Origin of the sequence: Nostoc sp. KVJ3 (assembly GCF_026127265.1) — a bacterium.
In the GTDB taxonomy this organism is placed as follows: domain Bacteria; phylum Cyanobacteriota; class Cyanobacteriia; order Cyanobacteriales; family Nostocaceae; genus Nostoc.
The window spans coordinates 237281-263609 of the sequence record NZ_WWFG01000003.1 but is presented as its reverse complement, the minus strand read 5'-3'; the positions used below and the strand labels follow the sequence as shown (position 1 = coordinate 263609).

The 26329-nt window shown below is 41.3% G+C and carries 19 protein-coding genes; 5 read left to right on the top strand and 14 right to left on the bottom strand.

All coding sequences use genetic code 11. The annotated features are described in order from the left end of the window. Positions 1-55: 55 nt before the first annotated feature. The 3 genes from GTQ43_RS32470 to GTQ43_RS32460 form a co-directional block, all read right to left on the bottom strand. The gene (locus tag GTQ43_RS32470; protein ID WP_265276848.1) at positions 56-3529 is read right to left on the bottom strand and encodes a plasmid replication protein, CyRepA1 family; all 3474 of its coding nucleotides are present in this window, start codon (positions 3527-3529) and stop codon (positions 56-58) included. An 894-nt stretch (positions 3530-4423) separates the two neighbouring features. Next, positions 4424-4576 (bottom strand): hypothetical protein, encoded by a 153-nt coding sequence (locus tag GTQ43_RS32465; RefSeq protein WP_265276847.1) that lies wholly within the window; start codon positions 4574-4576, stop codon positions 4424-4426. Between the two features lie 196 nt (positions 4577-4772). Continuing rightward, positions 4773-6302, bottom strand: a complete 1530-nt coding sequence (locus tag GTQ43_RS32460) for an NACHT domain-containing protein (RefSeq protein WP_265276846.1) — start codon at positions 6300-6302, stop codon at positions 4773-4775. A 287-nt stretch (positions 6303-6589) separates the two neighbouring features. Between GTQ43_RS32460 and GTQ43_RS32455 the strand changes: the two genes are divergently transcribed. The 3 genes from GTQ43_RS32455 (at position 6590) to GTQ43_RS32445 (ending at position 9567) form a co-directional block, all read left to right on the top strand. Beyond that, positions 6590-8095 carry a protein kinase domain-containing protein gene (locus tag GTQ43_RS32455; protein WP_265276845.1) on the top strand — a complete coding sequence of 502 codons (1506 nt, stop codon included), beginning with the start codon at positions 6590-6592 and terminating at the stop codon, positions 8093-8095. After that, on the top strand, positions 8092-8463 hold the full coding sequence (locus GTQ43_RS32450; protein WP_265276843.1) for a tetratricopeptide repeat protein: 372 nt from the start codon (positions 8092-8094) through the stop codon (positions 8461-8463). Before GTQ43_RS32455 ends, GTQ43_RS32450 begins: the two co-directional genes overlap by 4 nt. Before the next feature lie 93 nt (positions 8464-8556). Next, positions 8557-9567 carry a hypothetical protein gene (locus GTQ43_RS32445; RefSeq protein ID WP_265276842.1) on the top strand — a complete coding sequence of 337 codons (1011 nt, stop codon included), beginning with the start codon at positions 8557-8559 and terminating at the stop codon, positions 9565-9567. Positions 9568-9580: 13 nt separating this feature from the next. On the opposite strand, the gene GTQ43_RS32440 is transcribed toward GTQ43_RS32445, so the two are convergent. The 6 genes from GTQ43_RS32440 to GTQ43_RS32415 form a co-directional block, all read right to left on the bottom strand. Continuing rightward, positions 9581-12007, bottom strand: a complete 2427-nt coding sequence (locus tag GTQ43_RS32440; RefSeq protein WP_265276841.1) for a CHAT domain-containing protein — start codon at positions 12005-12007, stop codon at positions 9581-9583. Positions 12008-12070: 63 nt separating this feature from the next. Continuing rightward, complete coding sequence (locus GTQ43_RS32435) at positions 12071-14572, bottom strand: S-layer family protein (RefSeq protein ID WP_265276840.1); 2502 nt, start codon at positions 14570-14572, stop codon at positions 12071-12073. Positions 14573-14605: 33 nt separating this feature from the next. Beyond that, complete coding sequence (locus GTQ43_RS32430) at positions 14606-15655, bottom strand: radical SAM protein (RefSeq protein WP_265276839.1); 1050 nt, start codon at positions 15653-15655, stop codon at positions 14606-14608. Positions 15656-16763: 1108 nt separating this feature from the next. Then, a complete protein-coding gene (locus GTQ43_RS32425; RefSeq protein WP_321162533.1) occupies positions 16764-17006 on the bottom strand; it encodes a hypothetical protein in 243 nt (80 codons plus the stop codon). 178 nt (positions 17007-17184) lie between these two features. Next, positions 17185-18411: an IS4 family transposase gene (locus tag GTQ43_RS32420; RefSeq protein ID WP_414859164.1), complete on the bottom strand. Its 1227-nt coding sequence runs from the start codon at positions 18409-18411 to the stop codon at positions 17185-17187. A 40-nt stretch (positions 18412-18451) separates the two neighbouring features. Beyond that, positions 18452-19246 carry an MFS transporter gene (locus GTQ43_RS32415; protein WP_265276838.1) on the bottom strand — a complete coding sequence of 265 codons (795 nt, stop codon included), beginning with the start codon at positions 19244-19246 and terminating at the stop codon, positions 18452-18454. A 370-nt stretch (positions 19247-19616) separates the two neighbouring features. Between GTQ43_RS32415 and GTQ43_RS32410 the strand changes: the two genes are divergently transcribed. Together GTQ43_RS32410 and GTQ43_RS32405 are read left to right on the top strand one after the other, a co-directional pair. After that, entirely contained in the window at positions 19617-20885 is a 1269-nt protein-coding gene (locus GTQ43_RS32410) for a glycosyltransferase family A protein (protein WP_265276837.1), read from the top strand. Beyond that, positions 20876-21103, top strand: coding sequence for a hypothetical protein (locus GTQ43_RS32405; protein ID WP_265276836.1), 228 nt, complete (start codon positions 20876-20878; stop codon positions 21101-21103). Before GTQ43_RS32410 ends, GTQ43_RS32405 begins: the two co-directional genes overlap by 10 nt. A gap of 39 nt (positions 21104-21142) precedes the next feature. Here GTQ43_RS32405 and GTQ43_RS32400 read toward each other — a convergent pair whose 3' ends face one another. The 5 genes from GTQ43_RS32400 to GTQ43_RS32380 all read right to left on the bottom strand — a co-directional run bounded on the left by GTQ43_RS32400 (position 21143) and on the right by GTQ43_RS32380 (position 25961). After that, complete coding sequence (locus GTQ43_RS32400) at positions 21143-21733, bottom strand: class I SAM-dependent DNA methyltransferase (RefSeq protein ID WP_265276835.1); 591 nt, start codon at positions 21731-21733, stop codon at positions 21143-21145. Next, positions 21730-22479: a PIG-L deacetylase family protein gene (locus tag GTQ43_RS32395; protein WP_265276834.1), complete on the bottom strand. Its 750-nt coding sequence runs from the start codon at positions 22477-22479 to the stop codon at positions 21730-21732. The genes GTQ43_RS32400 and GTQ43_RS32395 overlap by 4 nt, the downstream gene beginning before the upstream one ends. After that, positions 22469-23593, bottom strand: a complete 1125-nt coding sequence (locus GTQ43_RS32390; RefSeq protein ID WP_265277028.1) for an acyl-CoA dehydrogenase family protein — start codon at positions 23591-23593, stop codon at positions 22469-22471. The genes GTQ43_RS32395 and GTQ43_RS32390 overlap by 11 nt, the downstream gene beginning before the upstream one ends. A gap of 467 nt (positions 23594-24060) precedes the next feature. Continuing rightward, the gene (locus tag GTQ43_RS32385) at positions 24061-25266 is read right to left on the bottom strand and encodes a zinc-dependent alcohol dehydrogenase (RefSeq protein ID WP_265276833.1); all 1206 of its coding nucleotides are present in this window, start codon (positions 25264-25266) and stop codon (positions 24061-24063) included. A gap of 212 nt (positions 25267-25478) precedes the next feature. Further along, complete coding sequence (locus tag GTQ43_RS32380; protein WP_265276832.1) at positions 25479-25961, bottom strand: SRPBCC family protein; 483 nt, start codon at positions 25959-25961, stop codon at positions 25479-25481. Between the last annotated feature and the right edge of the window lie 368 nt (positions 25962-26329).

Here is a 26329-nt window from a genome sequence, read left to right as displayed (position 1 = left end):
TGCTGAAAGCAAAAGTAGAAATTGCTTCAATGATGCGGTTAGTTATGACGAAAGTTTAGCCCCCCTCCATAGGCAACATCTCTTCATTTAGCAAGGTGTAAAATTCCGGTACTGCCGACTCAAGCGATCGCAATTCACTCGCCGCGATCGCTTCAAGTTCCAGCACCGTCTCCCAGCGCAAATCACTGTGCCATCGCTTGAGAATGCCTTTAATTGCCTCAACTCCACGAGAAATACCAGAGCGAAGTATTTCTACGCAATGAAGTAGAGTAATCCGGTCAGTTTGGGGAGGAACATAAACAGTAGTATCCTCCCCTTGGCAATGGGAGTTCCCTATAGCATTAAGGGGGGGGATGGATACGGGCTGGTGATTAGGGTTTGCACTATACGCAGCAGGGGTTTGGGTCGCATAATAGGTTCGATTTTCTTTTTGATTACGCTTCGTTTCACGATGAGCAATTACATGCATTGCAAATTCTAATTCCTCTTTAGATAAAGAGAAAAGTTTCACCTGTTGACCCCGTTTACCCTGCTTACGGAAGGTCAACTTTAGCCCCAGCTGCTCTACCATTGTGGCCAGCAACCAAATAGGTTTACAGTCTAGGGGAATAGTAAACCCAAGAATTGCTTTCACGTGAGCAGCACAATGTATAGCGATCTCCGTCATCTTGAGTAAGGTGGAATCGTCGGCAGTAACTTCATCACCCTTCATTAAAGAAGTGAGAATTTGATGCAGCCCCAGGTTAAATCTAGCCAGCCAGCGTGCCGAGTAATTGCCCCAGTCGATGCACAAAGGTAGATTGTCGCGCTCGGTGCGGTCTTTTTGGGTGACAATTGTTGGTGGTGTAGGATAACTTTGCCCGGTTTTGGGGTCAGTAAACGATTCTTCGGGCGGGGCTAAAATGGCCTCAAGTCCAGCTATTGCTCTAATTAAGCGGCCACCTTTATCCATTTCTACGAGTGATTCGGTTACTTCGATGCCGTAAGAATCAGAAATGCGAAACTTTTCGCATTCAAAAATTTCATTAGGGTCAAGGTAATCTTTGCTCTGACGGGCACGGTACTCGCTCAAAGTAATATTGTTAGCCCTGGCAACAGCCGAATTGTGGGCACTATCCAAAGCTTGTGCTGCTGCTTTAAGACTTTCAAGAGATTGCTCATCATCTTCACTGCCCACACATATAAATGTATTGCCCATTTCTGTGAGGAGCGATCGCAAGTCATCACGCAGATTATTGAGAGAATAGTGGCGGTTAGCCATAATTTGGCAGTAAGCCTCAAGCGCCCAATCTTTCTCTGCGCCCCGCTTACCCGTTTCTCTGTCAATCCGCAACAGAAAAGCTGTCATTTCATTGGTTTGGAGCAAGCGCTCTTTAATCTTAGTAGCATTAGTATCCTTGTAACCAAAGGGAGGACGCGGGGCCACCCAAATATGAAACGGGACTTTCGGGCGATAGCGGTAAAGCTGTTGGGCGCACTCAGTAGCAGTTTGGGAAACGCCGTGAAAGACACCAAATACTAAATCAAAATGATACTGGGAAATATCGACACCAGTACCGAGACTGGGAGAGGTGAACAAGGCATCAAAGTTTTTGACGGCGTTGGTGATATCTTTGATGAAAGCGACATTCTCATCACTGCCAGAATTATCGGAATGAACCGACCAAATGCGCCATTTTTGATGTGTCTGGGATTTTTCGGAGCTTGATTCTTCGCACTTGATAGTAAAGGATTTGTCGAGTTTTTTGATGAAACGCTTACTGTCACTTACAACCATGATTTTTTCTCCAAGCATCAGCGCTGCCGAGATTTGGGCGACTAGGGCGCTTGAATTATCCCCCTCGTACCAATAAATTGTGCGTGAACCGTTTCGCCACTCGTTTTTAATGATGTAAGGTACTTCACCTTTTGGTCGCATTGCAAGAAAGAAATCCACAGTCAGGTCATCCATGTGTGCATCAGCGATGACGACCAGTGGCGCGTTGTATACTATATATTCCAGTACTTCTAGGATTGCTGCACGGTGCTGTTTGCAAGTATTACTGTGTAGTAAGTGGGTGAGGTATTGGCAAGCTTCATCTATAAATATGCAGCCGTAGGTGAGAGACTGAGTATTCAGCTTATGCAAGCTGTCAATAGTAATGGAGAGAGCTTGAGCCTGGGCTAAACCTGTGTAACCCAAGTCGGAGTACATGGCTGTCTGCAAGCGTTCGGCAAGATTTTTCAACAAGTTAACCCGATGTCCATTGTTGAGAAATCTGGCATTAGGATTTTGGTCACGCCACCAGCGCATGAGTTCAGTTTTACCAGTGCCCATGTCGCTCCACAGTACAACCAGTCCTTTTTCTGGAAAACGGAAAGACTTTTTGGGATTTTGGGTACTGGGTTTGTGGTCAGGGCAGTCAGAAATTATTAACTCTTGTTTTCCTTCTCCCTCCCCACAGCTTGTAGAGCTAACACTTGGGGTAAACAATTTTTCTTCTGCGATATCATAAAGTGGCGGGACAGATGAACATTTTTCCTCCAGATCCGGAATGCAGAGTGCTTGGGTCAAATATTTAATATTGACTGTGACATCCGGTTTGTATTTGCTAAGTCCCCATTTCTTAGCCCGATACGAGCGCTGGTAATCTTTTAGTGATTTGGCATCATCTATAATTGCAGTTAGCAGGGCATTGACATCAACACCTCGACTAACTACAAAATCATCAACGCCTTTTTCTGGCCCCGGCAACAGTGCAACTTCACATTCACAACCTACTGCCTCAATCGCTTTTGCAGTGCGAACAGTGGCTTGGTAAACTGACCATCTGGTTTTAGAAGAGGTTTCGTAGTCGAATAAAATAATGAACTTGCGCCCCACCTGAGCCATCGGTACTAAGTCAGGATGCAATCGTTCATCAAAATCCTGTTTGCCCACGCGCCCGTTCCAAATTCCAGGGAGTGCGATCGCTACAAACCCTAAACTAAGCAAGCAAGCGGCTTTCTTCTCACCCTCGCATAAGATAATCGGAATCTCTGGATGCTGTTTCACCCACTCCCAAAATATTAGTGGATTGAGTTTATCCAGCAAGCGCAATGCTAAAAGCGAATGATAGCGCTTAATTAAATAACGCTTTGCAACTTTGTCCCAGATGGGGTTAGCGACATCAAAGTAGGTAACGCGGTTGGGGGTTTTGGGGGGTGATTCGTACTTAACTGGCTTGCCTTTTTGCCAATCAATACGGGGGAAGTTCGGCTTAATCCGCCCCCACTCCATTGGTTGCCAGTTTTTAAAGGGGTCAAGTGACTGAATCCACGTCCCACCTAGTAATAGGTGCTGATACATTTTTATGTATCCATCTGTTACCCGACCCGCATTTTTACGTGGGATTTTATCAGATATGAACAGGAAATCATAAACTGATTCTCCCTCTACATGGAAAAAGTTGCGCTTAATCAACGCCGGATGAATGGCGCTACCAGCTAACAACTCATGGTATTCCGCAGCCGTGAGATTGTTTGGATATTCAGTTGTCGCTGCATTCATCGGTTCTCCCCTCGGAATTCCTTGGAGAGAACTCTTTCAAGCTGCGAAACCCTTGCTCTAGCAGTTCGCCAACCCAAAATTGCTGGGTGGAGGTCGGCGCTTGTGCAGGGGAGCTCTTGAGCAGAGGAGAGGCTTATATAAGTTCTTTCCCCTCTGCCCAAGAGCCCCTCTGCCCCTCTGCTAACCACCATGCAAAGTTGACTTGCCAGACTACTAGCCTGGATATTCCGAAAATTTCCCTTCGTCACAGCACAAAATTGCCATGCGAAAGCTGCACTCGATCCCATGCGCTCTACTACTGCGCTCTTGGGGCGTTCTCTGTTTGTCATGATATTTTCCCCTGATAACTCGGTTTACAAGTTCAGAGGGGGTTGCATCAGTTATCAGTTATCTAATCTTGGACTCTACTCCCAACTAATAACTGGTAACTGTTATTCGCGCTGCTACTATTCTTTGCTACAAAATTCAGGATATTTCTTAATCAAACTTAACTTTACAGAAACTTATGAATTTCAACAACAAAAATTGCCACACGAAACTGGTGGATTTCGTGTGGCTTCTCGTATAATACGAGAAGCAGCGGATAAAATCTCGTCTGACCAGTCAGTGGAATCAAGTCGCCAAACTTTAAAGACCACTGCTTTGGTTTTCGTGAGATAACCCTCCTCTGAGGTTATTTTGTTTTTAAGTGTGGGACAAAACGCCTACTCCTTAGTGGCATTTGTCCTTTAAATTTTTGGTGCTGTTGTATATTTCCCTCCATTTGTTGTTAGTTTTGATCTTACAGAACTTCTGGTATCTAGCATCGTTTTGATTTTTACTTGTGACCTCCACATTTGTTAAGGATTGCTTTAAGGGTAATCGAGGGTTGTAGCACCTCTGTGTTGGGTGTGATTACCCTGGCTCAAGCAGCACCAGAGTGGCTGTTGCCTCTGGTTTAGGCTTGCGCTCGAAAACTTGGATATTGGGTTCCTCCAGCACGAACCAGTTGTCTGCTTGCTGACCGAGTTTGCCAGCGTAGACGCTTCGCGGCTTGTCGTTAGACATCGCTGCAACCCACTGTGGGAATTACTAGCAGCATTGGTCAGCTTCTTGTAAATCTTTGGTTTGACTGTGATTGTTATGATGCGACTATCACAGTCAAGATCAAACTGCTGCCAACCGTTCTCTATGGTCTTGGGTTGTGGCAGTTCCTTGATTTTAATTGCTACTTCTAGTTTTCCTGCAATCATAGATACCTCTGTTAAGATGCGATTGCTAATGTTGGCAAAGCATCAGATGTATGTACGAACCCCTGTGGATCTGTCAAAATATATTTTTTAATTACTGGTTGAAGAGTAAAAGTAATTTCTTTTGTAATTGGATGTTTAATACTTTCTAGTAATGACAAACGTTCAAGTTTTTCTAATGCTTTGACTAACTTGGAAGTTGACAAAGATGCTTTATCTCTTTGATTCATATTAGTTAATAGCTTAACAAAACTAATGGGTTGGGAATTTGAAGCTATTTCATTTGCTAAATAAATCATAATCTGCCTTTGGATTTTACTTAACACTTGAGTGAACATTTTATCGAGCATTGCTTCGATCTCACTACTAACAAATGTAGTTTGGTTTTCAAAAAATATTTCAGTATTACCACCGAAAAAGTAGTTAATTCGTTCTCCTACTGTTTCTAGTTCCAATGGATTACCGCTATATGTTCTAATCAAATCATGGCATTTTTGTGGATTAGTTAATCCTTGGGCAGCTAAAAGCTGCATTGCAGCGTCTGCATCTAAGCCCTTAATTTTGATATACTGAATAGAACGTTTAGCCCTTATTAGACTATCGAATTCATTAGGGAAAACTCGGCCAGTTAGAAGCAAACAGCTTTCGTGCTGGTCTTCCAGTAAGCGACGAAAAAATGTTTCATACTCTAATCGTTGTTCAAAGTTATTTTTCTGGAATAATGCGTCAAATTCATCCAATACCAATAGAAAGCGACGGGATTGCAATTGCTTAATCAACACTGCAATCCTTCCTTGGGTATACTCAGGTAAGTTTAAGTTTAATGAGGGTTCTACAGTTTGTATTTGTTCTATCAGTTCAGCAACTAAGTCCTGAACTAATGGTGCATGAGACACCGATTTCCATAAAAAGTAATCAAATCTAGGTTGAGATTTTACGCTAAGTATTGCTATTAACTTTGCAGCTAATGCACTCTTACCAACTCCTGGCACTCCTATTAGTGAAATACAACGCTGCTTGGTTACTAATTCTTCTAAATCAGCCAGTTCCTGCACTCGTCCGTAAAAGCTAGATATATCAGGTGGTTGACCTCCAATAAATTGTAGAGAGTCATTACTAGGGGGAGGGGGTACTTGCTTTGCACTTGGTGCTGTTTGAGTATGATACTTTTTTGGTGTTACTAGTTCTAAAAAATTCCGCAGATTCTTTTTGTAAACCCGTTCACCATTTCCAATGGTAGCGGACAGTACATCCCATAGTTGAGGAGCTAAACGCCGTTGTAAGTAATTAAGACTATAAGGTGAGTTTTCCGCTATCTCCTCGTAATCACAATCATTCCATGTTCCCTTTAGGACAGTAATTTCAGCTTCAGATAAGCGTCTACCTGTCTTAGTAAATACTAGGTCGTCTACTACAACCAAGGCTTCTTCAAAAGTTACTGTTTTGGAACAATTCTGTTCAGGAAAGTTCCGTCCTGTTATGGTAGCCGAAGACAGGGAAGGATTTAGTGGTAAATTCAGCCTTTGTCCAGCATTAAAATCCATGACTATGCTTGTGCCAATAGAGAAATAGATATTTTTAAGTCAAATTCCATAGCTAGAGTTATTTTAATAGTGTGTAATAACACACATAATCATACTAGGCTTTTCCGTTTGTAATTGCTTATTTTAGCAGGAGTAGCATACAAATTTCTAATATTGTTACTAAGACCTGAATTAGCCTAAATTTATGCCTGTAAGCCAGTTAGTGAGCCACTTAGCAGTGAAATATTTAGTGAGTTAGTTAACACACAAGAGTCAATTCTCATCTGCTTTATATAAGTTTTCCAAATATGTCATGCTATTGTATCAATCCTTTTTGCGATAAACGTCAAAATCCTAATGACATTGAAAACTGCCTGTCGTGTGGTACTTCGCTGCTTATCAACGACCGTATCTGCCTAGTTGAACCATTGAGAGAGCTTGCTGATAACCCGTTTAATTATTTTGAAGTTTTTGAAGTAGACGACGCTGGTACTCAATGGAATCCTGGTCGGAAGCGGCGAGTTATGAAAGTTCTGAAATGGGATACTCCTAATTTAGTTAAGTTGATCGAGCATGAATCCCTGGCTTTGCAACTAATTCAGCATCCTAATATTCCCGAAAGCACTGTGGACGACTTTTTCACATTTGTCCCTAAGAATAGTCGCCTAACATTACATTGCTTAGTTATGGATAAATTTGAGGGAGAAAACTTGGAGCAATGGATAGAATCTCATGGGAGAATTTCACAATCTCTAGCATTAGAATGGCTTAAACAGTTAGTTGAAGTTCTTGATACAGTACACCGTTCTGATTTTTTCCATCGAGACATCAAGCCTTCTAATATAGTTCTTCAGCTAAACGGTCAACTAGCATTAATTGATTTTGGTACTGCGCGGCGATTGACTAATACTTACTTAGCTAAAGTTAGTGGGAGTGGGGGAACTGATAAAGGTAGGGGAGGACGATATGAAGTTACATCTGTTGTTACGCCTTATTATACTTCTTTGGAGCAAATTAATGGTCAAGCAGTACCGCAATCAGATTTTTACGCATTGGGTCGGACTTTTGTAAATCTAGTTACTGCAACTCTTCTAAGTAATCTACCAACAGATCAAAAAACAGGAAGGCTAATTTGGAGAGATAAAGCACCGCATATTGACAAACCCCTTGCTGATTTTCTTGATGAATTGATGGCTCTCCTTCCGGGGCAGCGTCCGCAGACTACTGAAGTAATTTTGCAGAGGTTAGAAAAACTGCCTCAGCAAATTAAAAATTATAGATTTACTAATTCTAAAATATTTAGAATTAGCAAATCTACATTAATGGGTTTACTATTTGTTGGGGGAATCTTTCTATCTATACCTCTAGCAGCTAACTATTTAGTGGCTCAAGGAGAGAGGGCTGAGGCAGTAAATGATTCTCAGAGCGCACAAGAGTATTTTGACTCAGCTATAAAAATTAATTCTCAAGTGAAAAATTCTATTTATAAATTTTATTTTGATAAAGCATCTCGTAGTACTCAAAACCTGCGATCTGCAAAAAAATATTATGAATTATCGATAAAATATAATAATCAAGATGTAGACACTTACAACAATTTAGCTTTTGTTTGCCAGTTATTAAATGAATTTGACTGTGTAACTACTAATTATGAGAAGGCTTTGAAATTAAAACCTGATACTTGGTCAGGTCATTATGGATTAGGAACCTTTTATGATGACCAAGGAAAAAAAGATTTAGCAGAGCAGCAGTATCAGTTGGCCATAAAATTAATAGTCAAGCAATTCCAGTTATTAATAATCTATCAAGATTGAAAAATCTAAAAGGTGACTATAATGCGGCGATTGCTCTAGCACTACAAGGGTTACAAAAAACTAAAGAACCAAAATTACAAGCTGCATTGTATAAAAACTTAGGTTGGGCGCTTTTTGAGCAGAACAAGTTGGGTCAAGCAAAGGAATATTTAGAAAAAGCCGGAGAATTAGATCCTCAAAGAGCAGACACTTACTGTTTGCTGGCACAAGTTCAAGAAGCTTTGGGTGATAACGATAATTCCTGGCTTAATTGGGAAGCCTGCTTGATACTTGAGTCGAAAGTGCCAGAAGTCTTTCGCTGGCGGGGGGATGTATTACAAAGAATTAGGCTTAAGCCTAATTCTCGACAGTTCAGGACAAACCCATAACAGGCTTTGACGCTATCAACTAAATTTTATGCTTTATTTGTTCTCTACTTAGATTAAACTACAAAAAAGTAACTAGCTTTTTAAGAAGTTGTAATGCTTACCGTACCTAGCCCAATTAAAAAAGTCTTTGCAGTCCGACTTACAACCCTGGTATCAATACCAACACTAATACTTTTGTTGGCTAGCAGTGTATGGGGACAGCAACGAATATTGCTTTATAATTTGTGTAAAGAACCAAGTGGTCGAGTTTATAGCACGGGCGATCGCTTCCTAAAAACAGGAAGATATTTGTGTTTGGGAGAGCGGATCAATCCTCAAAACGGAAGCGCGGTCAAAGTTCTCTGTTTCTTAAATCGAAAAATTCTGTATTTGAAGCAAAGTACTATTTTTAATGCACAAATATGTGCGCCACCACCTAACGAAGCTGTACAGTGTTCAGTGTTAAATATAGTTCCTTGTCCACATGACTATAAGGGGCCAGATGAGGAAAAAAATCTGCCGATTGTAACTAGTCCTTACGGCAGTTCAATTATAAATAATAGACCAGAAATCTCTTGGCGCTCAGTGGCAGGCGCTGATAGCTATACAGTAGTAGTAAAAGGCAATGGTGTTGAGTGGGAGGAAGATGTAAAAAACACTATAAGCATCCCATATCCGAAACAGCAAAAAGAATTACAGTATGGCAATACGTATACAATCACTGTAATTAGTAACCACGGTGATCAAGCTCTGAATTCTAGTCCCTTAGTAGTCCATCTTTTACCTGTTGATGATGTTCAGTGGATTAAAGATGAAGTCAAGCAAATCTTTGACCTGGGGTTGCCACCTGATGAAGCGGCTTTCCGCGATCTGGATGCTATATATATGTCAAAGCTTCTTTTAGATGAATCAATTAAGACATTAAAAGCACGAGTCATGGCAGGTAGTAAAAATCCAACTATCTACAGACTACTAGGCGATCGCTATTTAGGAGCCTTGTTAGCAGATGAAGCAGAGCAGAGTTACACGATAGCAGCTCAATTAGCAAAAAGCAGTGGTAAAACATCTGAATTAGAAAAAGTCCAATCAGGGTTGAAATTGGTGAAATGGTTGAAAAATCGTTAACTGAGTCATGAAATTATAACCAGCCGCCAAGAAGTAAGAATGCAGCCCAATGGGAAGGGTGTTGGTATTGAGGGTTTGATATCAGTTGTAATTGTGCAAGACGTAGTGCCTCGACTTTAATCAAACCATCTTTCAATCCTTGATAAAATACTTTCATAAGTAAAGCGCTAGAATCAGCATCTACTTGCCAGAGAGTAGCGATAGTACTTCTCGCTCCGGCTTGTACTGCCACTCCAGCCATTCCTAATGCTGATCTTTTATTACCTTTGGCTGTTTGGCAAGCACTCAAAACTAATAACTCAATTCCTTCTTTACCAGACTGAATTTTTTCTTGGATTAAATCATTAAATTCGGAAATAATAATTGGTTTATCCCAAGCAAAAATCATTGTCAGATCAGGAACAGAACTAAATTGAGCGTGAGTAGTTAGGTGAACTATTGAGAAATCATTTGTACTCAATTCTTTGTCTAGGATTGGACTAAGAAACTCTTCGTTCAACAATACTTTTGAATAAGTAATTGCGTTTTTTACATTTGCTATTTCTACTTCCACTCCCGGCAATGCTTTGAGTCCTTTAGGAGCATTCGGAGCGTAAAAACTAGGGCTGATCTTGCTGAGTCCAGCAATGAAAGCTCTTAACTGCTTGGGAGTTAAAAGTTTAGGTTGTTGCACTCTTGAACCGAGAGTAGCTGTAATCCCGTAGCGTTCGAGCAGGTAATTTTTCCCATCATGAAGCAAGCCCATCGGTAAACTTTGGAAAAATGCATCCAAAGTAAACACTAATATTTTTGATGAATTCAAATATTTGATGGGTGCAATCAACAAGTTATAAAGTGCTTGAGAATGGTCAAGAATCACATCTTCGCCAACATAAGCCAGATTTTTGTCTTGTAAAGTATCTACAAGATTATTAATATGCTCTCTAATTAGCTGAGAATCAACAGAATGGTGATGAAGAGGTTGTTTAGGAGATTGAGAAATGACTTCTATGCGTTCAGATAAATCGATTATATGAATAATCGTTGGGCTGGGATCTAAGTTTTTAATTTCATTCAAAGCGACAAGGTTAAGTTTGCCACACTGAAGATAATTCTCTAGCTGTGTTATTTGAAAATCTTCGTTTATTTGAATGACCTTTTCTAGATTATCATCAGGTTGTGTTAGTAGTAATCTTAGGTAATTCCGATAAACAGGCTCTACTTTTTCATAAAAAAAGAATTGTGTATCAGGATTGCTGGATAAAAGGTTAGCACGAACTTGCGTTAGGCTATTAATAGCTGCTTCATACAACTTGGAAGCAGGTTCATATTTTCCCTGTTTTCTATATAAATCACCCAACTGCTGCTGCCATTCATAGGCGATATCCCATGCCTGAATCGATTGAGCAAATAATAGAGCTTGCTTAAAGTATGCTTGTGATTTTTCTGGATTTAATTTGCCTAGAGTCCCCCAACAAAATGATTGTAAAAGTTGGTTATTAATACTTTGGGCAGTTTTCAATGCCGATTCTGCATACTCTATAGCTACAGAGTGTAATTGTTGATTTGAAGTTTGATTTAGGCTGTCAGCAAAGTTGAGCTTGGCATAAGCAGATTGACTAACAGGTAATTCATCAAATGAGAAAGAGTTTATGTTGATTGAGTCGATTAGGGGTTGAATTTGTTGATGAATATGAGTTTTAGTAGTAGAGAATCTCTGATTTGCTTCCGACTTTGTTTTCAACCATTTATCAAAATCTAATAATAACCTCAAACTGGATAGTTTCGTCTCCAATTTCACTTGTGATGGAGCAGTTACTAGGTTATTAACTGCTTGGTAATACTCCAGTGATAAAAGTGCGTTTTTATGTATCCTAGTACCAGTTTCCTTTTTGTAAATTAGTTCTTCTATCCACTTTTCTTGTGCGCGTAAACGCTCATACATTGCCTCTCTAGTATTTCCCAGTGATAGTAAAATCGAACTAATATCTTGATTAGGTGTTATCCCTTGAGTCAGCGATAATGTTTTTTTCAACACTATTTCTGATTCATCTAAGTTACCTATTAAGCGTAAAACATCTCCGAGATTTTGTAATCCCAATAAATTTATGGGAGTAGGTTTTATTTGATTAATTACTGCGATTAGTGTTTTTCCCCGGGGATTTTTAGGAGAATAACCCGATTTATCTATTTTCAACGCTGATAAGAGGATGTCGCAGGCATTGAGGTATAAGCCTAATCCTTGTAGGGCAAGATTCTGATTAATTAAATTTCCAGTAATTCCTTCATCTAAGCGGAGTTGATGATAAATTTTTGTGGCTTCTTTCCAAGTCTCAAGCGCTTCTAAATATTGTCCTCGATTTAATAACTCATGTCCCTTTACTGTTAAAGATTGTGCCTGCTGTTCTTGGGTAACTTTGTTGCCACTTTCAGCCATTAGGCGGGATTGTTTGCCGAGCACTATGAGGAAACCTGCAATGCCACAAAATAAGTATTTGCGTCTGGTAATTTTCACCACTCTAGTTTAGGGGAATAACGTTGAAATAGAAGTTGGTTTATGACCTGTAGCAAAACAAGAACTACTACGCGATGCTGAAGTAATAGCAGCTACTTGATTGGGAAACGCTACTAATTTGATTTCCCCTGATGGTTCTATTAACAATGATTGTGCTTCTATAATTGGTTGAGTTTCCAAGTTTTGCAAGCTGACTTTTTGTAAATTGTTATCAGTCGGAACTTTAACGGAATTAGCGTACCATCCACGATTATTAGATGCTTGGGTTTCAAGAGTCCGTGGTGCGCTACCAGTTCCAATAATCACAAATTTGCTGGATGCTATACTAGAATGTCCTTGGCAAGCGGAAGTAATCTCAGGAGGTAATTGAATTGTTTCTGGTACTGCTTTAGTAGGTATAACATTATTGTTTAAAATATTAAATTGAACATTGCCATTAATTCCTAATGCGGAACTGGCTGTAAATTCACTCTTTTGAGAAGCAAAAAATCCTTGAGTATTAATCTGAATGTTACCACCACGTCCCTTATAAGCATTAGCTGTGAGCCGACTGTTTTCGGAAGCCACTAAGATATCTGTATTAATCTGAATGTTACCACCATTCCCATTAGTACGTTGTGTCCCAGCAGTTGCAGAGATGTCACCATTTTGTAATTGGACAACTTTTGAGTTGATGTTAATGTCACCTCCCTGACCGATAGCACTGGTTGCAGTGATCCCTCCATTATTTGTGAGGTTGATTCTATTAGCATTAATTTGAAGTATGCCAGCGTTGCCAGAGCCGTTATTTTGAACATTGACTAGACCCCCATTGCTAATGCTTAAATTTTGAGTGTTAATTGTTACATTCCCCGAATTTCCACTTGGTGTCGAGGGAATTCTGAGTTGTTGTTGCAAGGGTTGAGCTAGAACAATTGCTGATGAATCTACTAGACTAGGGGTTACTGAACCTCGTCCTATACCATCAATTACTACGGAATCAGAGACATTGACAGTAACACTCCCAGCATTACCAGAGGCAGTAGTGGAAGAAGCTACCGCTCCTCCATTCTCAAGCCGTAACCTCGATGAATTGATTATTACTTGGCCAGCATTACCATTTTTGAAAGTTGCAGCATTGATTGTACTTGGAGTGAACACATTAGGTATAACTCCGCTCAGGGTAATATCAGCAGCGTTTACCGTTACATCTCCTCCAGAGCCACTGCCAAAAGTCGCAGACCCTACCTGAATTCCATTTGTACCAGTAAAACTACTCGTGGATAAGGTAAGATTTCCCGCTTTTCCCGAACCAAAAGTTGCGGCACTGATGTTGCTGAAAAGATTGGGATATGCAGGTGAAAACCCAATTACTTGTACAGAGTCAGAGGCATTCACAGTGAAATTGCCACCTGTTCCTAAACCGAAGGTTCTAGGAAGTATTTGTCCTCCGTCTTGAACAAGAACTCTTTTTGCTGAAATAGTTATATCTCCTCCATTTCCATTGTTTAAAGTTTCAGTTAACAAGGTGCTAGCAATTCTTCCATCCAGTGAGGTGCCGTTTACTTCTAGTGAGTCAGAGGCATTTACATTAATTCCTCCTGATACTTGCTCACCTTGATTTTGAATCAAAATTGCCGAGCCATCACTGACACTAATTCTCTGCCCTTGGATTTCGATAGAGCCACCAGGAGCGCCGCTAGCATTTACTAAAGCTTGGTGAGATAGCTGAATATCCTTAAAATCCTGCACTCCTTGATAGCCCAAGCGGAAGCCATAGGGACTGAGGGTAAGGCTGACTAACCCATCACCAACACTACCCAATTCAATCTGTCCACTTTGTGCTGTGAGAATGCCACCATCTAAGGCGATATCGCCCCCTACTAGTGCTAGGGTCTTTCCAGGTTGTACCTGTAGTCCAGTTGAGTTATTATTAAGTCCTGTAATTGGTGAAAATATTGGATTGACTAGGCTATGTCCTGAGCCTTGTATTTGTATTGCACCTGGATTACTGACAAACACCAGTCCAATAGGTACACTTATTGTCAGTAAAGGTTGAACTTCTGGAGCAGCACTGAAAAAAGTGCCATCACCAAACTTAATGGTATTAGCTGTAGTTGTCAAAAATGAGCTACCAATATTAATTTTAGCGTTAGAACCAAAAATAAAGCCGTTAGGATTAATCAGAAATAAGTTAGCTGTACCGTTGGCTTTAATTAAGCCGTCAATATTAGAAACTGCTCCACCTGTAACGCGAGCAATTATATTTTGAATGTTTAAACTGTTATTGAAGTAAGCCGTATGTCCAGTTAAGATAGAAAAGTTTTGAAAGCTATGGAACAAATTTGCTCCCCGTGTTGCTCCCCCGGAAATTGTATGAACGCTACCAGTAGTTTGTGTAACAACAGAACTTTCCGAGCCGAATGTATTATCTGGAATAATTTGAGCTAATGCAGAGCTACTCGGAAATAGACAGCTTAGAGAAATTCCACAAATCCCCCAAGGGGAGTAAAAATTTAGTTTTCTAGACATGACAGAAAGCTAGTAAAAAAAGTAATCAATAACTTAACCAAATGAAGCCTGAAGAACTCCTAAAATAGTCGGGATATCAAAAGTATCAATGCCTCGTGCTAATCCAGTAATATTACACACACAAGTTTGACAATCTATCTCATCCCGTAAAACACATTTACCGACATTATTCCCTTCAAAGTTTAAACTTTCAACTCGTTTTGCTACGGAACAAGAAGATGGGTTGTGAATGATATATTTCTCGTCAAATAAAAAGTCGTTGACTTTAGGCTGATTAAAAGGAAATAATTTCCATCCATATTTTTGTGCGCAATCCGCAATCATTTGCTTAAGTGTTTGTCTGTCTTCAATCTGGAAGGTAATGGGATCAGCTATGTCCTTTGTGGCAGCACCAGAAACGACAATACCACGAAGCTTTTTAACGTCTTTAACAAGCCAGTTAATAGTATCAGGAAAGTATTGCATTGATTGCCGTGTTAGTGTTATGTGTACATAAGCTCCTCGCTCTGATTCATTAATATTTCGGATAATTGCCGCAGCCATGCCCGTTAAATTTTCATAACGGTTCTTACCAAAAAAACCTAAAGGATCTCTTGAACGATTATGATAATCTGGAAGTCCATCGATACTCACAAATACCACTGCTGAATGAGGAAGATTGGGAAGTTTAGCGACACCATTTGTAACAACCCAAACCACAGGAAATAATTCAGCCGCTCGCTGTATTGCTTTTGGAGCTAATGCTGTTTCTCCACCAACAAGGGTAACGTGAACAATCCCTTGTTTCTTAAGATGTTCTAGTGTCTCAAAAACTTGCTTTTCTTTCTGCCGATGCTCTAAGAGTGATAATTGCATATATCCTTGTATCCGTTCCTTTTGGCTCCATTCAGAAGGATAAACATAACAATAGTGGCATCCAGCATTGCAGCGATCTGTTATTTCCACAGAAGCAGCAAATTTTGTTCGAGTTTGCAGTACCAAATGTGAGGCTACGGTAGCAGTAGCATATAGGAGCGTACCAAGCCTACTCAACTTTTCGTCTAGAGTATAGGGGGGTTCGTAAGGAGAGAAATGATTTGTCATAATCAACAGTTAATATTTTCCAATTAAGAATCCCTACAAAAACTTAGCTAGCAGTAGCTAACCTAATGAGTTCAGTCACCAAAAATCACAACATCATACATCATATAGTCCCAATTAAAACACAATAAAGCCAGAGATTATTAATCAATATCACGAGTCTTCAATATTCGGATTCATTTTGTTTGAATTATGACTAAAGTCATAAATTATTGATAATTTTTTTATTCCCTAAGATAGAGAAAATTTTTAAAAGCATTGAACTGCACAAAGAAGTAAATCCTATTTTTTACCATGTTCTTTTTGTTGAGTCAATAGATACTAAAAAAACCTACAAGACGAGGAATAAAGCGTTCTCACTTTGCATTGTCGTAGCGATCGCGTTATGCTCAATGCAAGTCTAAACCAACAAAATCAGGTGTTAGCGGCACAATCGAAGGTCGTTGAATATCTCTAGGGAGAACTCGTCAGATTGTCAGGGGATGTGCTTCAACCTACACTTTTATTGGTTTAGAAACTATGCCGAAAAGCCACCAAAAATATTCCTCTAGGCAGAATCTTTTTAAAAAAATTAGCGGTGATTAATCAGGAACATCAATCGGGAACTTATCAAAATATAATACACTTGTCTGTCGTCAAACCAAATGACTTTTTTGCAATTGGTCATAATTCAGCATGAATAAATCATTCTTTGTGTGATGCTTGCAAGTATTTGTTAAAAAACCACAGGAAGAATGATTCTGAAGCCAAGCTGGGGAGGAATATTTGCTTTGCTGATGTATTTTTCATTTCTTAGCAATCTAAAAATTGATTCTTTTTACAGGGGAAGAGTAAAGTTTTATACTTTCCCGACCTCTCAACAGAAAGATAAGGGTTTCGACTATTTTGCAGGGAGGGAGTGAATAATTATATTTAAACTCTCATGAAAGAAAAGCCTTTTCCAGGGAATATCATGGTTTTGATGTTGAACTTAAGTATGAGGGAAGTAAATATCGAATTAAAGGTTAAAGTGTAAGGGAAAATTCCATCCCTTTCCCCCACTTCTAGTGCGAGCTATTCGATGTCGCAGATGTATTTCGTAATGTAGTGTCTTGGGACTTACACTAAAAAATCAAGGTGTATAAACATACTTGAAATTTTTGTCACCCTTGTAACCAGAAGCTTTCGCAAGATCCTTAAGGTTTTGTACGCCGCTATACTGATGTCCATTGATAACCCAAGTTGGTACACCGGGGACTTTTGCCGCTTTACATAAATCGGGATGAGGATTGATACCTTTTTTGTCGCACTCCACCTTGATACTGTCGTTGATTATCTGGTAGGCTTCTTTACCAAAGAGCAACTTCTGTTCCAATACTTCTCGGTTAAGAATTAAGCGGTATTGAGAATAGAAAAGGTGAGTGGTTGAAATTTAGTTCCCATTGCTCTGTGGATTGGTTTTCTAGATGGGAACTTTGAGCGAGGTTTTTTAACTACTCTGGGGTTAGATATGCTTTGTCTTGGAGGAATTTTTTGCTCCAAAATTTCAATAATTAGCTTGGAGAAAAAAAGGGGAGTTGCTCGTTACTGGCATCCTGAAAATCAGAAATAGCCCGTCGAATAACTTTGAGAGTACCAGTAAAACCTAAGCGCAATGGAGATATTCCAGCGTGAGTTGCTGCTTGAAACATCAAAGTGCGAACTGCATAATGTCCTAAAAGCCAGCCGTAGATTTCTTGAACAACTTCACGGGGTTTAAGAGAGCGAATTGGAGTTTTGCGCCCATTGAGATGAGTTTTCAACTCATCAATAGTATTTTCGATTTCCCAACGTTGATGATATTCGTTAGCTAATAATAAAGCTGGAAACACAGCAATATCCATCAAACTGGTAATTAAGCGATAAGTTTTTTGTCCATCATCAGAGTCGATAGTGTATTCTATGACCCGAACCTGAATCTGTGTCCCACCTTTGTTTTTGGATTTGCGATCTGGAGCAATCCACGACAGATATGAGCCATCTTCTAAAACTTTTTCTACTGGAAATTTAACATTCTTCGGAACTCGTCCAAGATATTGGCATCCACGATTTTTAGTAGCATGAACCATCCGATAAGAATGTAACCCTCTGTCCCACATTAGTAGCATCCCTTGACCACAGCTTCGTAGTAGTTTTAAAGCTCGCACTCTCTCACCGATACGATAGGGACACATTAAGGCATCAACAATCAGATGAGTTCCCGCCTCCACTAACAATACCAAACGTACCTTCGGGAAAGCAGCCCTAGTTCCCTTTCTACTCCCTGGATATCCAAATACTCTGGCATTGGCAGTACTATCTGGCACATCCAAAACCGTACCGTCTACTGCCATGACTCGCAGTCCTCCTAAAAATGCCCCTGGCGTTTGTGGTGTCCCTAATGGCCGGACTATTTTTTCAAATAGCTGGCTCATTACCCGACATCCTAATCTCTGCCTCGCTTCGCTGATTGAAGAACTACTTGGTGCTTTCCAATACTGTCCCAATCTTGTCCATTGCCTATTTAATCCCTGAACTAAATTCTTCAAGACGGTTCCCATTGAATCCGATGCCCACAAACTCATCGCTATTACTAAACAAACTGTCAGTTGCGATGGCAATTTTCGCTTACGTTCTTCAACACTGCCTGTCTGCGCCAAACTTTGTACAATTTTCTCCGGCGAAATCACCGTTTCTATTGCTCTCAATATCAACTCTGCTTCAACTGTTGGAGCGATGAAAGAGAAATCTTTTAGCTGCACTAGTCTTTGCGATCGCTATTTCAGGACAACAATTGTCACTTTACAACAATTTTAACCTTAACCGAGAAGTATTGAGTAGCGCCCCATTCGCCAGATAGAACATAACTACAGACAAAGCAAAGATGATCAACGTGCGATTACCCAACAAATCCTTAACCGTAGCACGTTCTTTATTGTCATTTTCTGGCTCATCACCGCGAGCCTTTGTATTGTCAATATCTTGATTGCGAATCTGAAAGACTGAAAAAATGGTAACAACACACAAAACTACTAAAAAGTAAAAAATCCAAATTCGTCCAGCAAATTGTCCTAACAAACCAGCAACAATTGCTGCACACACGTTGCCTGTATGGTTAAATACTTCGTTGCGCCCTATCCGCTTGTTTAAACGGTCTTTTCCTACCACTCCCAGCGAGATAGCTGAAACTGTTGGGCCAACGATTACTGCTGATATACCGATGACAGCCTGAGCTGCCACCACAGCAGGCAAAGCCGAAAAGTTGACAATCACCATATAGCTAATTGCAACAGCTACTCTAGCTGTTGCAATCATTAACCGTTTATGACGTGAGGCATCAACTAGCGCCCCCGTTGGTGTTTGTGCCAGAATTCCAGCAATGCTAGTGGTCGATAGAGCAATACCTACTTGGGCTGGATTCCAATGACGGTCTGATGCTAAGAAAATTGCCAAGTAAGGTTCAAAAACATCTCGCACATCGCCTAAAGAAAGGTTGAGCCGATCCAAACTACGAACAGATGTGGTTTTAGAATTACTCAAGGAATGTTTATAACGACCAAAAAGCAGGTTACTAATCTTACGTTTAAGTTTTTGCATAAATCTGCTTTGGTCTGATTAGTTACTATTAAAATATAAATCTTAATAATATGTCATATTATTGATCTCATTCTTAAGACTGATTATTAGTAAAAAAATTAACTAAGATAGATGATTTAAGTATGATTTTCTAGTCTGAAATTTGACGTTAGCAAAAAGATATAAAGAATATCCCTTGATTAGTAAAGCTTTTAATGAGAGTAGACAGACTTGAGTTTTTGATAGCTGATGTTTGGAGAGTTTTAATCAACACTAATCATACTGTAGGTAGAGCCAAAACAAATGAGAGAATATCCAAAATAGAGTTACAAATATTAATATTTTCTGATCGTGGATGAAATATTGTGTAGCTGCTCCTGGAGATGGAAAAATGGTTTTTATGGAAAGTAAACGCTTGCTCTCCGTTGCTGACTTTCCATCTGTACAGCAGGGTAAAGACTTTTCTCAAACTTTAGTCCAAATACCACCGTCACCACATTGTGAAGTTTGTGTAATTGTTCCAGTTCGCAATGAAGCTCAGACGTTGGCAGCGACCCTTACTGCCTTGATAAATCAAGTTGATCTACAAGGACAGCTTTTAGATCCCAGACGCTACGAAATAATTTTGTTGGCAAATAATTGTACCGATGATTCAGCAGCTATAGCCCGGAGTTTCGCGGGACAACATCCAGATATAGCACTGCATGTAGTGGAAAAAACTCTGCCTCCGGCACAAGCCTATATTGGTCGAGTGCGTCAGATTTTAATGGATGAAGCCTACCGCCGTTTGTGTAGCTTAGGACGCACAAGGGGGGTAATTGCTTCAACTGATGGAGACTCGCAGGTAAGCCCAACTTGGATTGCTGCCAATTTGTATGAAATTAACTGTGGTGCTGATGCTGTCGGTGGGCGAATTCTTGTTGAGCGCTCTGGCCGTGCGGATCTACACCCTTACGCCAGAGCTTGCTATCTGCGTGAAGTCGGCTACCGCTATTTAATTACCGAGTTAGAAACTTATCTCGATCCCGACCCCTATGACAGATTTCCCGGACATTATCAACACTATGGAGCAAGTTTAGCAGTAACAGCAGAAATGTATGCACTGGCAGGAGGCTTACCGCCAGTGCGGACTCCTGAAGATGTAGCTTTTTACCGTGCTTTGGTGCGGGTAAATGCCCGTTTTCGCCACAGTTCTCTAGTACGAGTAGTAACTTCGGCCAGACAAATTGGACGTACCAATGTTGGTTTAGCAAATCAGCTGAATGAATGGATAGAAATGGGACGGCAACAGCAATCATTTGTAGTCGAGCCAGCAGGGGCGATCGAAACTCGTTTTGTTGCCCGCAGCCAATTACGAGTGATGTGGTGGTGCGTTCTTAATGGCTATCAACTAGATCGTAAGAGCGTCCTATCCTTGGCAGAGATGCTGGGAGTTTCAGTCCAATGGCTTCTGCAAAAATTGACCCAACCTTATACCTTTGGTCAGTTGTTTGAACAAGTCGAAGAACGCCAGCAGTCAGAACAAATTTGGGCTTCGCGCTGGAAATTTGTGGAAATTGGACAAGCAATTGGAGACTTGCGCTTGCGTCTTGAGAGTTTACGGCTCAGTTGCAGCAAACTCCAAAGAAATTCCACCCCGGATGATTTGGAGTGGCACTAAGAAAAGATACAGCCCTTGCCCTTACTGCTTCCCAGCCTAGAGGCTGTGAACCCATTCTGGGAGGCTCCGCCTTCAGTACCTTGACAAGAGGCAGAGCCTCTTTTAAATACATTCCCAGCCTCCAGGCTGGGAACGAGGCTACACAAACACAAGCATTTGGGTTTTTCTTAGTGCCATTCGTTCCTGGTTATCTTGCCAGACAACTGGAGGGCTACTGAAAGCCCACGCTGTACGCGATAGCGTCAGCGTCGGGTAGTTTACACTCGCTCGAATAAATCAAGTCGATATTCTTCATCCCGTTGACCTTTTAAATGCCGCAGTTTATTTGGGGTCAACTCCAAAAACGAGTCATGAACTTCATCCCCACTCAATGGATAATCACGGGCATAGAGTGTCCAATGAACTAAAAGTAGATGTCCTCCAGGTTCCAGGTGTTCCAGAATGCACTGTTGGGATTTTTTCAGGTCTTCCCAACTCCAGTAATAGCCAACTTCTGAGACTAGGGTCAAATCAAAGATTTCATCAGGATATTGCTCTGGGACACGCATAATCTGGAACTTGATATTGGAGAGATGCTGACAGCGCTCTTTTGCTCTATCCTGCGCCAGTTTTGAGACATCAACTGAGAGCAGTGAGTCACAACGTTCTTGCAGTTTTTCAGTTAAAACGCCAATGGAACCACCGATTTCAAAGGCAGACCGATAGCGCTCTTTGGGTAAAGCTGCGATTGTGGCAGCATATTTGTTAGCTTCGTAAACACTTGTCTCAAATTTCCACGGGTCAGGATTTTCGCTGTAGAGTTTATCAAAGTAACTGGGTGGTAGGGAATTAGATTGTAACGGGTTCATCGGTTTTCCTCTATATAAACTTCCCAAGGATGAGTAAAGTTTGCTAACATTTCGGGAGTTAGGCGAAAGCCTTCTGGATCGTCATCAATTAAGTCTGTAGTTTGGGAACGATAAGCAGCGATCGCTTGCTGTTTTAACTCCACCACTGCGCTAATATTCAACCGCCAGGTTGTCACATCAATATCTCCTGGTAGACTCTCTCGTTGGTCTGAGTCCCAATCCCAAATCGGATACTCAATCAATCGGGGGGATAAGCGCAAGTCATCTAGCACTGTGTGAATTAACTTCCACGTCGCTCGGTGGTCTGCATGAGGGTCATATCGCCAGGGTAAAAAGATAATTTGTGGGGCGATTTCTGTGATGTAAGCACCACAACTAGCTATTGCAGTTTGATACTGTGTTGGTATTGATCCATCCTGTATTCTACAGAAGGTGACATCATTAACCTCTACACCCAGCAATTTTAATGCTGATAGCGTTTCTGCTTCCCGCAGAGTTCGGAGTTTATCTGCGGGATATTTCTGGGAATGAGGGTGTGAAAGAGTACCATCACTGATGACTAACACTTGCAGGTGACAATTTAAAGACCGTAACAGAGCGATCGCACCCCCACAACCTAATGTCTCATCATCTGGATGGGGTGCAACGATTAGCGCCGAACTACAAGCGATCTCGTCAACTGAACGCCAGGGCAAAACATTAGGATTGTCTAGTGGTAATGCAATCAAGCCAAATTCATTCATCATTCCAAAGCATTGAAGCCGGATTACTTTCATGCAAGACATATTGCCCGACATTTGCCAAAGCCGCATCAAAGGCAGGTTGACGCAGATATAGAGTCAAATCTCGGATAATTCGTTCCATCGGGTTTGGTGGTAGTAAGCCGCGAGTTCCAACAGAACGTTGACACAAATGCATCACATCAATGCAAATTTGTTCAATTGCTGTCCTGACCATGTTTGCATAGGCGACGAGTTGGTTTGCTTGCGGGTGGAGAACAGTGGGATCGCCACCAAACACTGGCGCATAGGCTGCTACTTGATCCGCAGCTCCCCGCAGCCAGAGATTACCACTTTCAATGGCGATCGCCATTCTGCCAAGCCGTTCCTGTTGATATGGATCGTTTGTATATTCCAACTTTTGCAGATACTGACGAGTCAGGTTAAACAGTGCTTCTGCCCCACCTAGTTGTACAGCAGCAAACCGAATCACCCCAACAGATAACCAAGGCTGTCGATAGTAATCTCCTGGCTGGCCGATTAAATAACTCTGCTCCAACTCGACACCGCTAAAATCCACTTTGTAACTAGCAGTAGCTCGCATCCCAGAAGGTTGCCACCAAGCGGGATCGCTAACTGTTGTCACTTCGTCCATTGGCACAATGCACATTTGCCAACCGCCTTCTGGCAACACTCCATTCACGAAAGGACGTTCAACATAGCCAGTACCAGTACAAAATGTTTTAGAACCTTCCAGGCGATAACGCCCATTTTCACAAGGAATTATCTTCACACCATCAGAGGCTTCAGCATTCCAAACGCCAAATATTTTCTGGTGATCGCGGGCATCATAGGCGCAGCTTGTGATTTGTTCTATAGAACCAAAAGTCTGAATCAGTTGTAGGGCATTGATATGTCCTTCATAAATTCGCGCAACTGCCAGATTGCCATGCCCTATCTGCTTTAATAGCATTAAAAGCTCGTAGGTAACATTAGCATCAATTCCTGCACCCCATCCGCCTAATTCTTTCGCCAATGGTGCAGTCAATAACCCAGCCTTAGCAATTAGCTCAAACTCTTGCTTAGGAAAAGCAGTATTGCAATCTATTGCAGTGGCATTGTTTAAACAATAATCCGCAATTTCTGTGGCATGTTTTAGATCCAGAGCAATGTTAGAACCATGCCATTTGGGGATGACGACATTCTTTAATAATTGGATGCTAATAGCCGACTCCTTTCTGTAATATTTCTTTATATCTTGTTAATAGTAATTAAATTAAATCGGTTAGCATCTCTATCTTTTGTCTGATTATATACTCCACAAAAGGGAGATTATTGTATGCATAAATTATTTTTTAGCGTAGGACAACTGTAGAAAGTAAAATTCTCTTTCAGAGGTTCGTGGTGTTCAGATCCCCGACTTCGCGGAAGTTGTCGGGGATCTCGCAGAGAAAGCAAAATTAATGGGACAGACCACTAGTAGGATGAGTACTTTATTCTTTGGAAGCCTTTTATGCTGGAACTTGATCTTTTTCTTGCCGCATCCAGAAACGATGTTGAGGGATCGCATCAAAACTCAAAGGTAGCCTCAGAGCCTTGCTGCCGATTTTATGCAGCCTGACCTGGTTTGAGGACAATCTTGATGCAATTGTCTTTCTTGTCTTTGAAGATTTCGTAGCCGTGGGGAGCTTGCTCTAGCGGCAAACGGTGGGTAATTACAAACGAGGGATCAATATCGCCGTTTTGAACGCGATCGAGTAGCCTTTCTAAATATCGATGTACGTGCGTCTGTCCTGTTTTCATGGTTAAGCCTTTGTTCATAAAAGCACCCATTGGTATCTTGTCTACAAAGCCTGTGTAAACACCGGGAACCGAAACCGTGCCGCCTTTACGACAGGCAACGATCGCTTGACGCAATACATTGGGGCGATCGGTTTCCAGTCGCACCGCTTGCATCGCTTTGTCATAGAAGCCTTCCAAACCCATACCGTGAGCTTCCATTCCTACCGCATCCATGACGGAATCGGGCCCCATTCCCCCAGTCATTTCTTTGAGGGCTTCACCCACCTCGATTTCTTCGTAGTTCAAAATTTCTGCTCCCCCATCTTTTGCCATCTGGAGCCTTTCGGGAACGCGATCAATGGCAATCACACGTCCAGCACCCAGCATGAAGGCACTTCTAATGGCAAACTGCCCAACTGGGCCACAACCCCAAATTGCCACCGTATCTCCTGGTTCAATGTCACAATTTTCGGCTGCCATATAACCAGTAGGGAAAATATCAGTGAAAAACAGGACTTGTTCATCTGCCAGTCCATCGGGAATCTTGAATAACCCGACATCGGCAAAGGGAACACGGGCATATTCCGCTTGACCTCCTGCGTAACCTCCCGTCAAATGGGAGTAACCGAAAAGACCTGATGGGGAATGACCCATCATTTTTTCTGCCATCCAAGCATTCGGGTTGGAGTTATCGCACAGCGACCACAAATCCCGATTGCAGAAGAAACACGAGCCGCAGGAAATCGTAAAGGGGACAACGACGCGATCGCCGATGGCAAGGTCTTTGCCTTTGTTATGGATATTTCCATTTTTAAAAGCACTCCCTAGTTCAACGATCTCTCCCATGAATTCATGTCCCAAGATGTCGCCTGGTTTCATCGCCGGGTTGTAACCGTTATACAAATGTAAATCAGAACCACAGATCGCCGTTGACGTGATTTTCACAATCGCATCACGCGGATTAATGATTTTAGGATCGGGTACGGTTTCAACCTCAACCTTATTAGTACCTTGCCAACAAACTGCTTTCATTGCTTGAGTTTCCTAAAGTGAAGTTGTTCGTCAAATGTGAAATCTATTTACGGAGTTGGATTGAATATTTATCGTAAATTCAAGAGTTTAAAAACCTGCAATCTACATGTAGCACCCATTTCAGTCGGGGTTTAAATCCCCGTCTGAAATGTCTTTAATTTTGAATTTTGTTAGCGCAGCGTTAGCGAGTCTACGAGCGTCATTTTGAATTGTTAACCTTTCCCCTTTGGTTGACCTTCTGTTGTCGCAATCTCGCCCGTTTCCATCAGCATTTTGAAGCGGTGTAAATCATCTCCTAGCTGCTGTTCGGGTGATTCACCAAAGAGTTTGGCGATCGCATCTCCGATCAATCCACCAGGTGGATTGTATTCAGTGACGACTTTCACCTCAGTACCGCGATCGTTCAGTGCTGGCGTGAAGTGGACAGAACCAGAGTTTGCAATATCTGCGCCTTCAACTGAAGTCCAACTAATCAATTGGTTTTCACGATCTTCAACAATATTTGCATCCCATTCAACACTTTTGCCTAACGGTGCGCTAGTTATCCAGTGCGATTGCTTGTCGTTATATACTTTCACGTCTTTGATATGCTTTGTAAAACTGGGCAAGTTCTCAAAGTTATGCCAAAAGCGGTAAAGTTCTTCTGCTGGCTTGTTGATCGTGACAGTTTTTTCAACCTTAATGCGTTGATTCATAACAATTGTCTCATTAGGGGCTTATCGATCAAATCTCGAGCGCAGTCCGGCCGCCGTTTCACTAGTTTCTTGCTTTGCCTTATTAACCAAGGCTCTCATGCCAAAGAGTTTATGTGTAACGTTAGGCTAGTTGGTTGCCCTGAAAGCAATACGTAATGATGTTCAAGCAGTTATTATGACAATCTAAGTAAGTTTGAATAAACTGCTGCATCTATGGATTTACTTGGTGTAGTTAAGCCTGGGTCATGACATTTAACATTTATTAACGATGCTATTTCATCTTAGGAAGACACTTGATGAATCACCTCTAGCGTGAGAGTATTTGTAGCGATCGCCTATCTCTGTTTAAGGGCTGATTGCGTATTGGG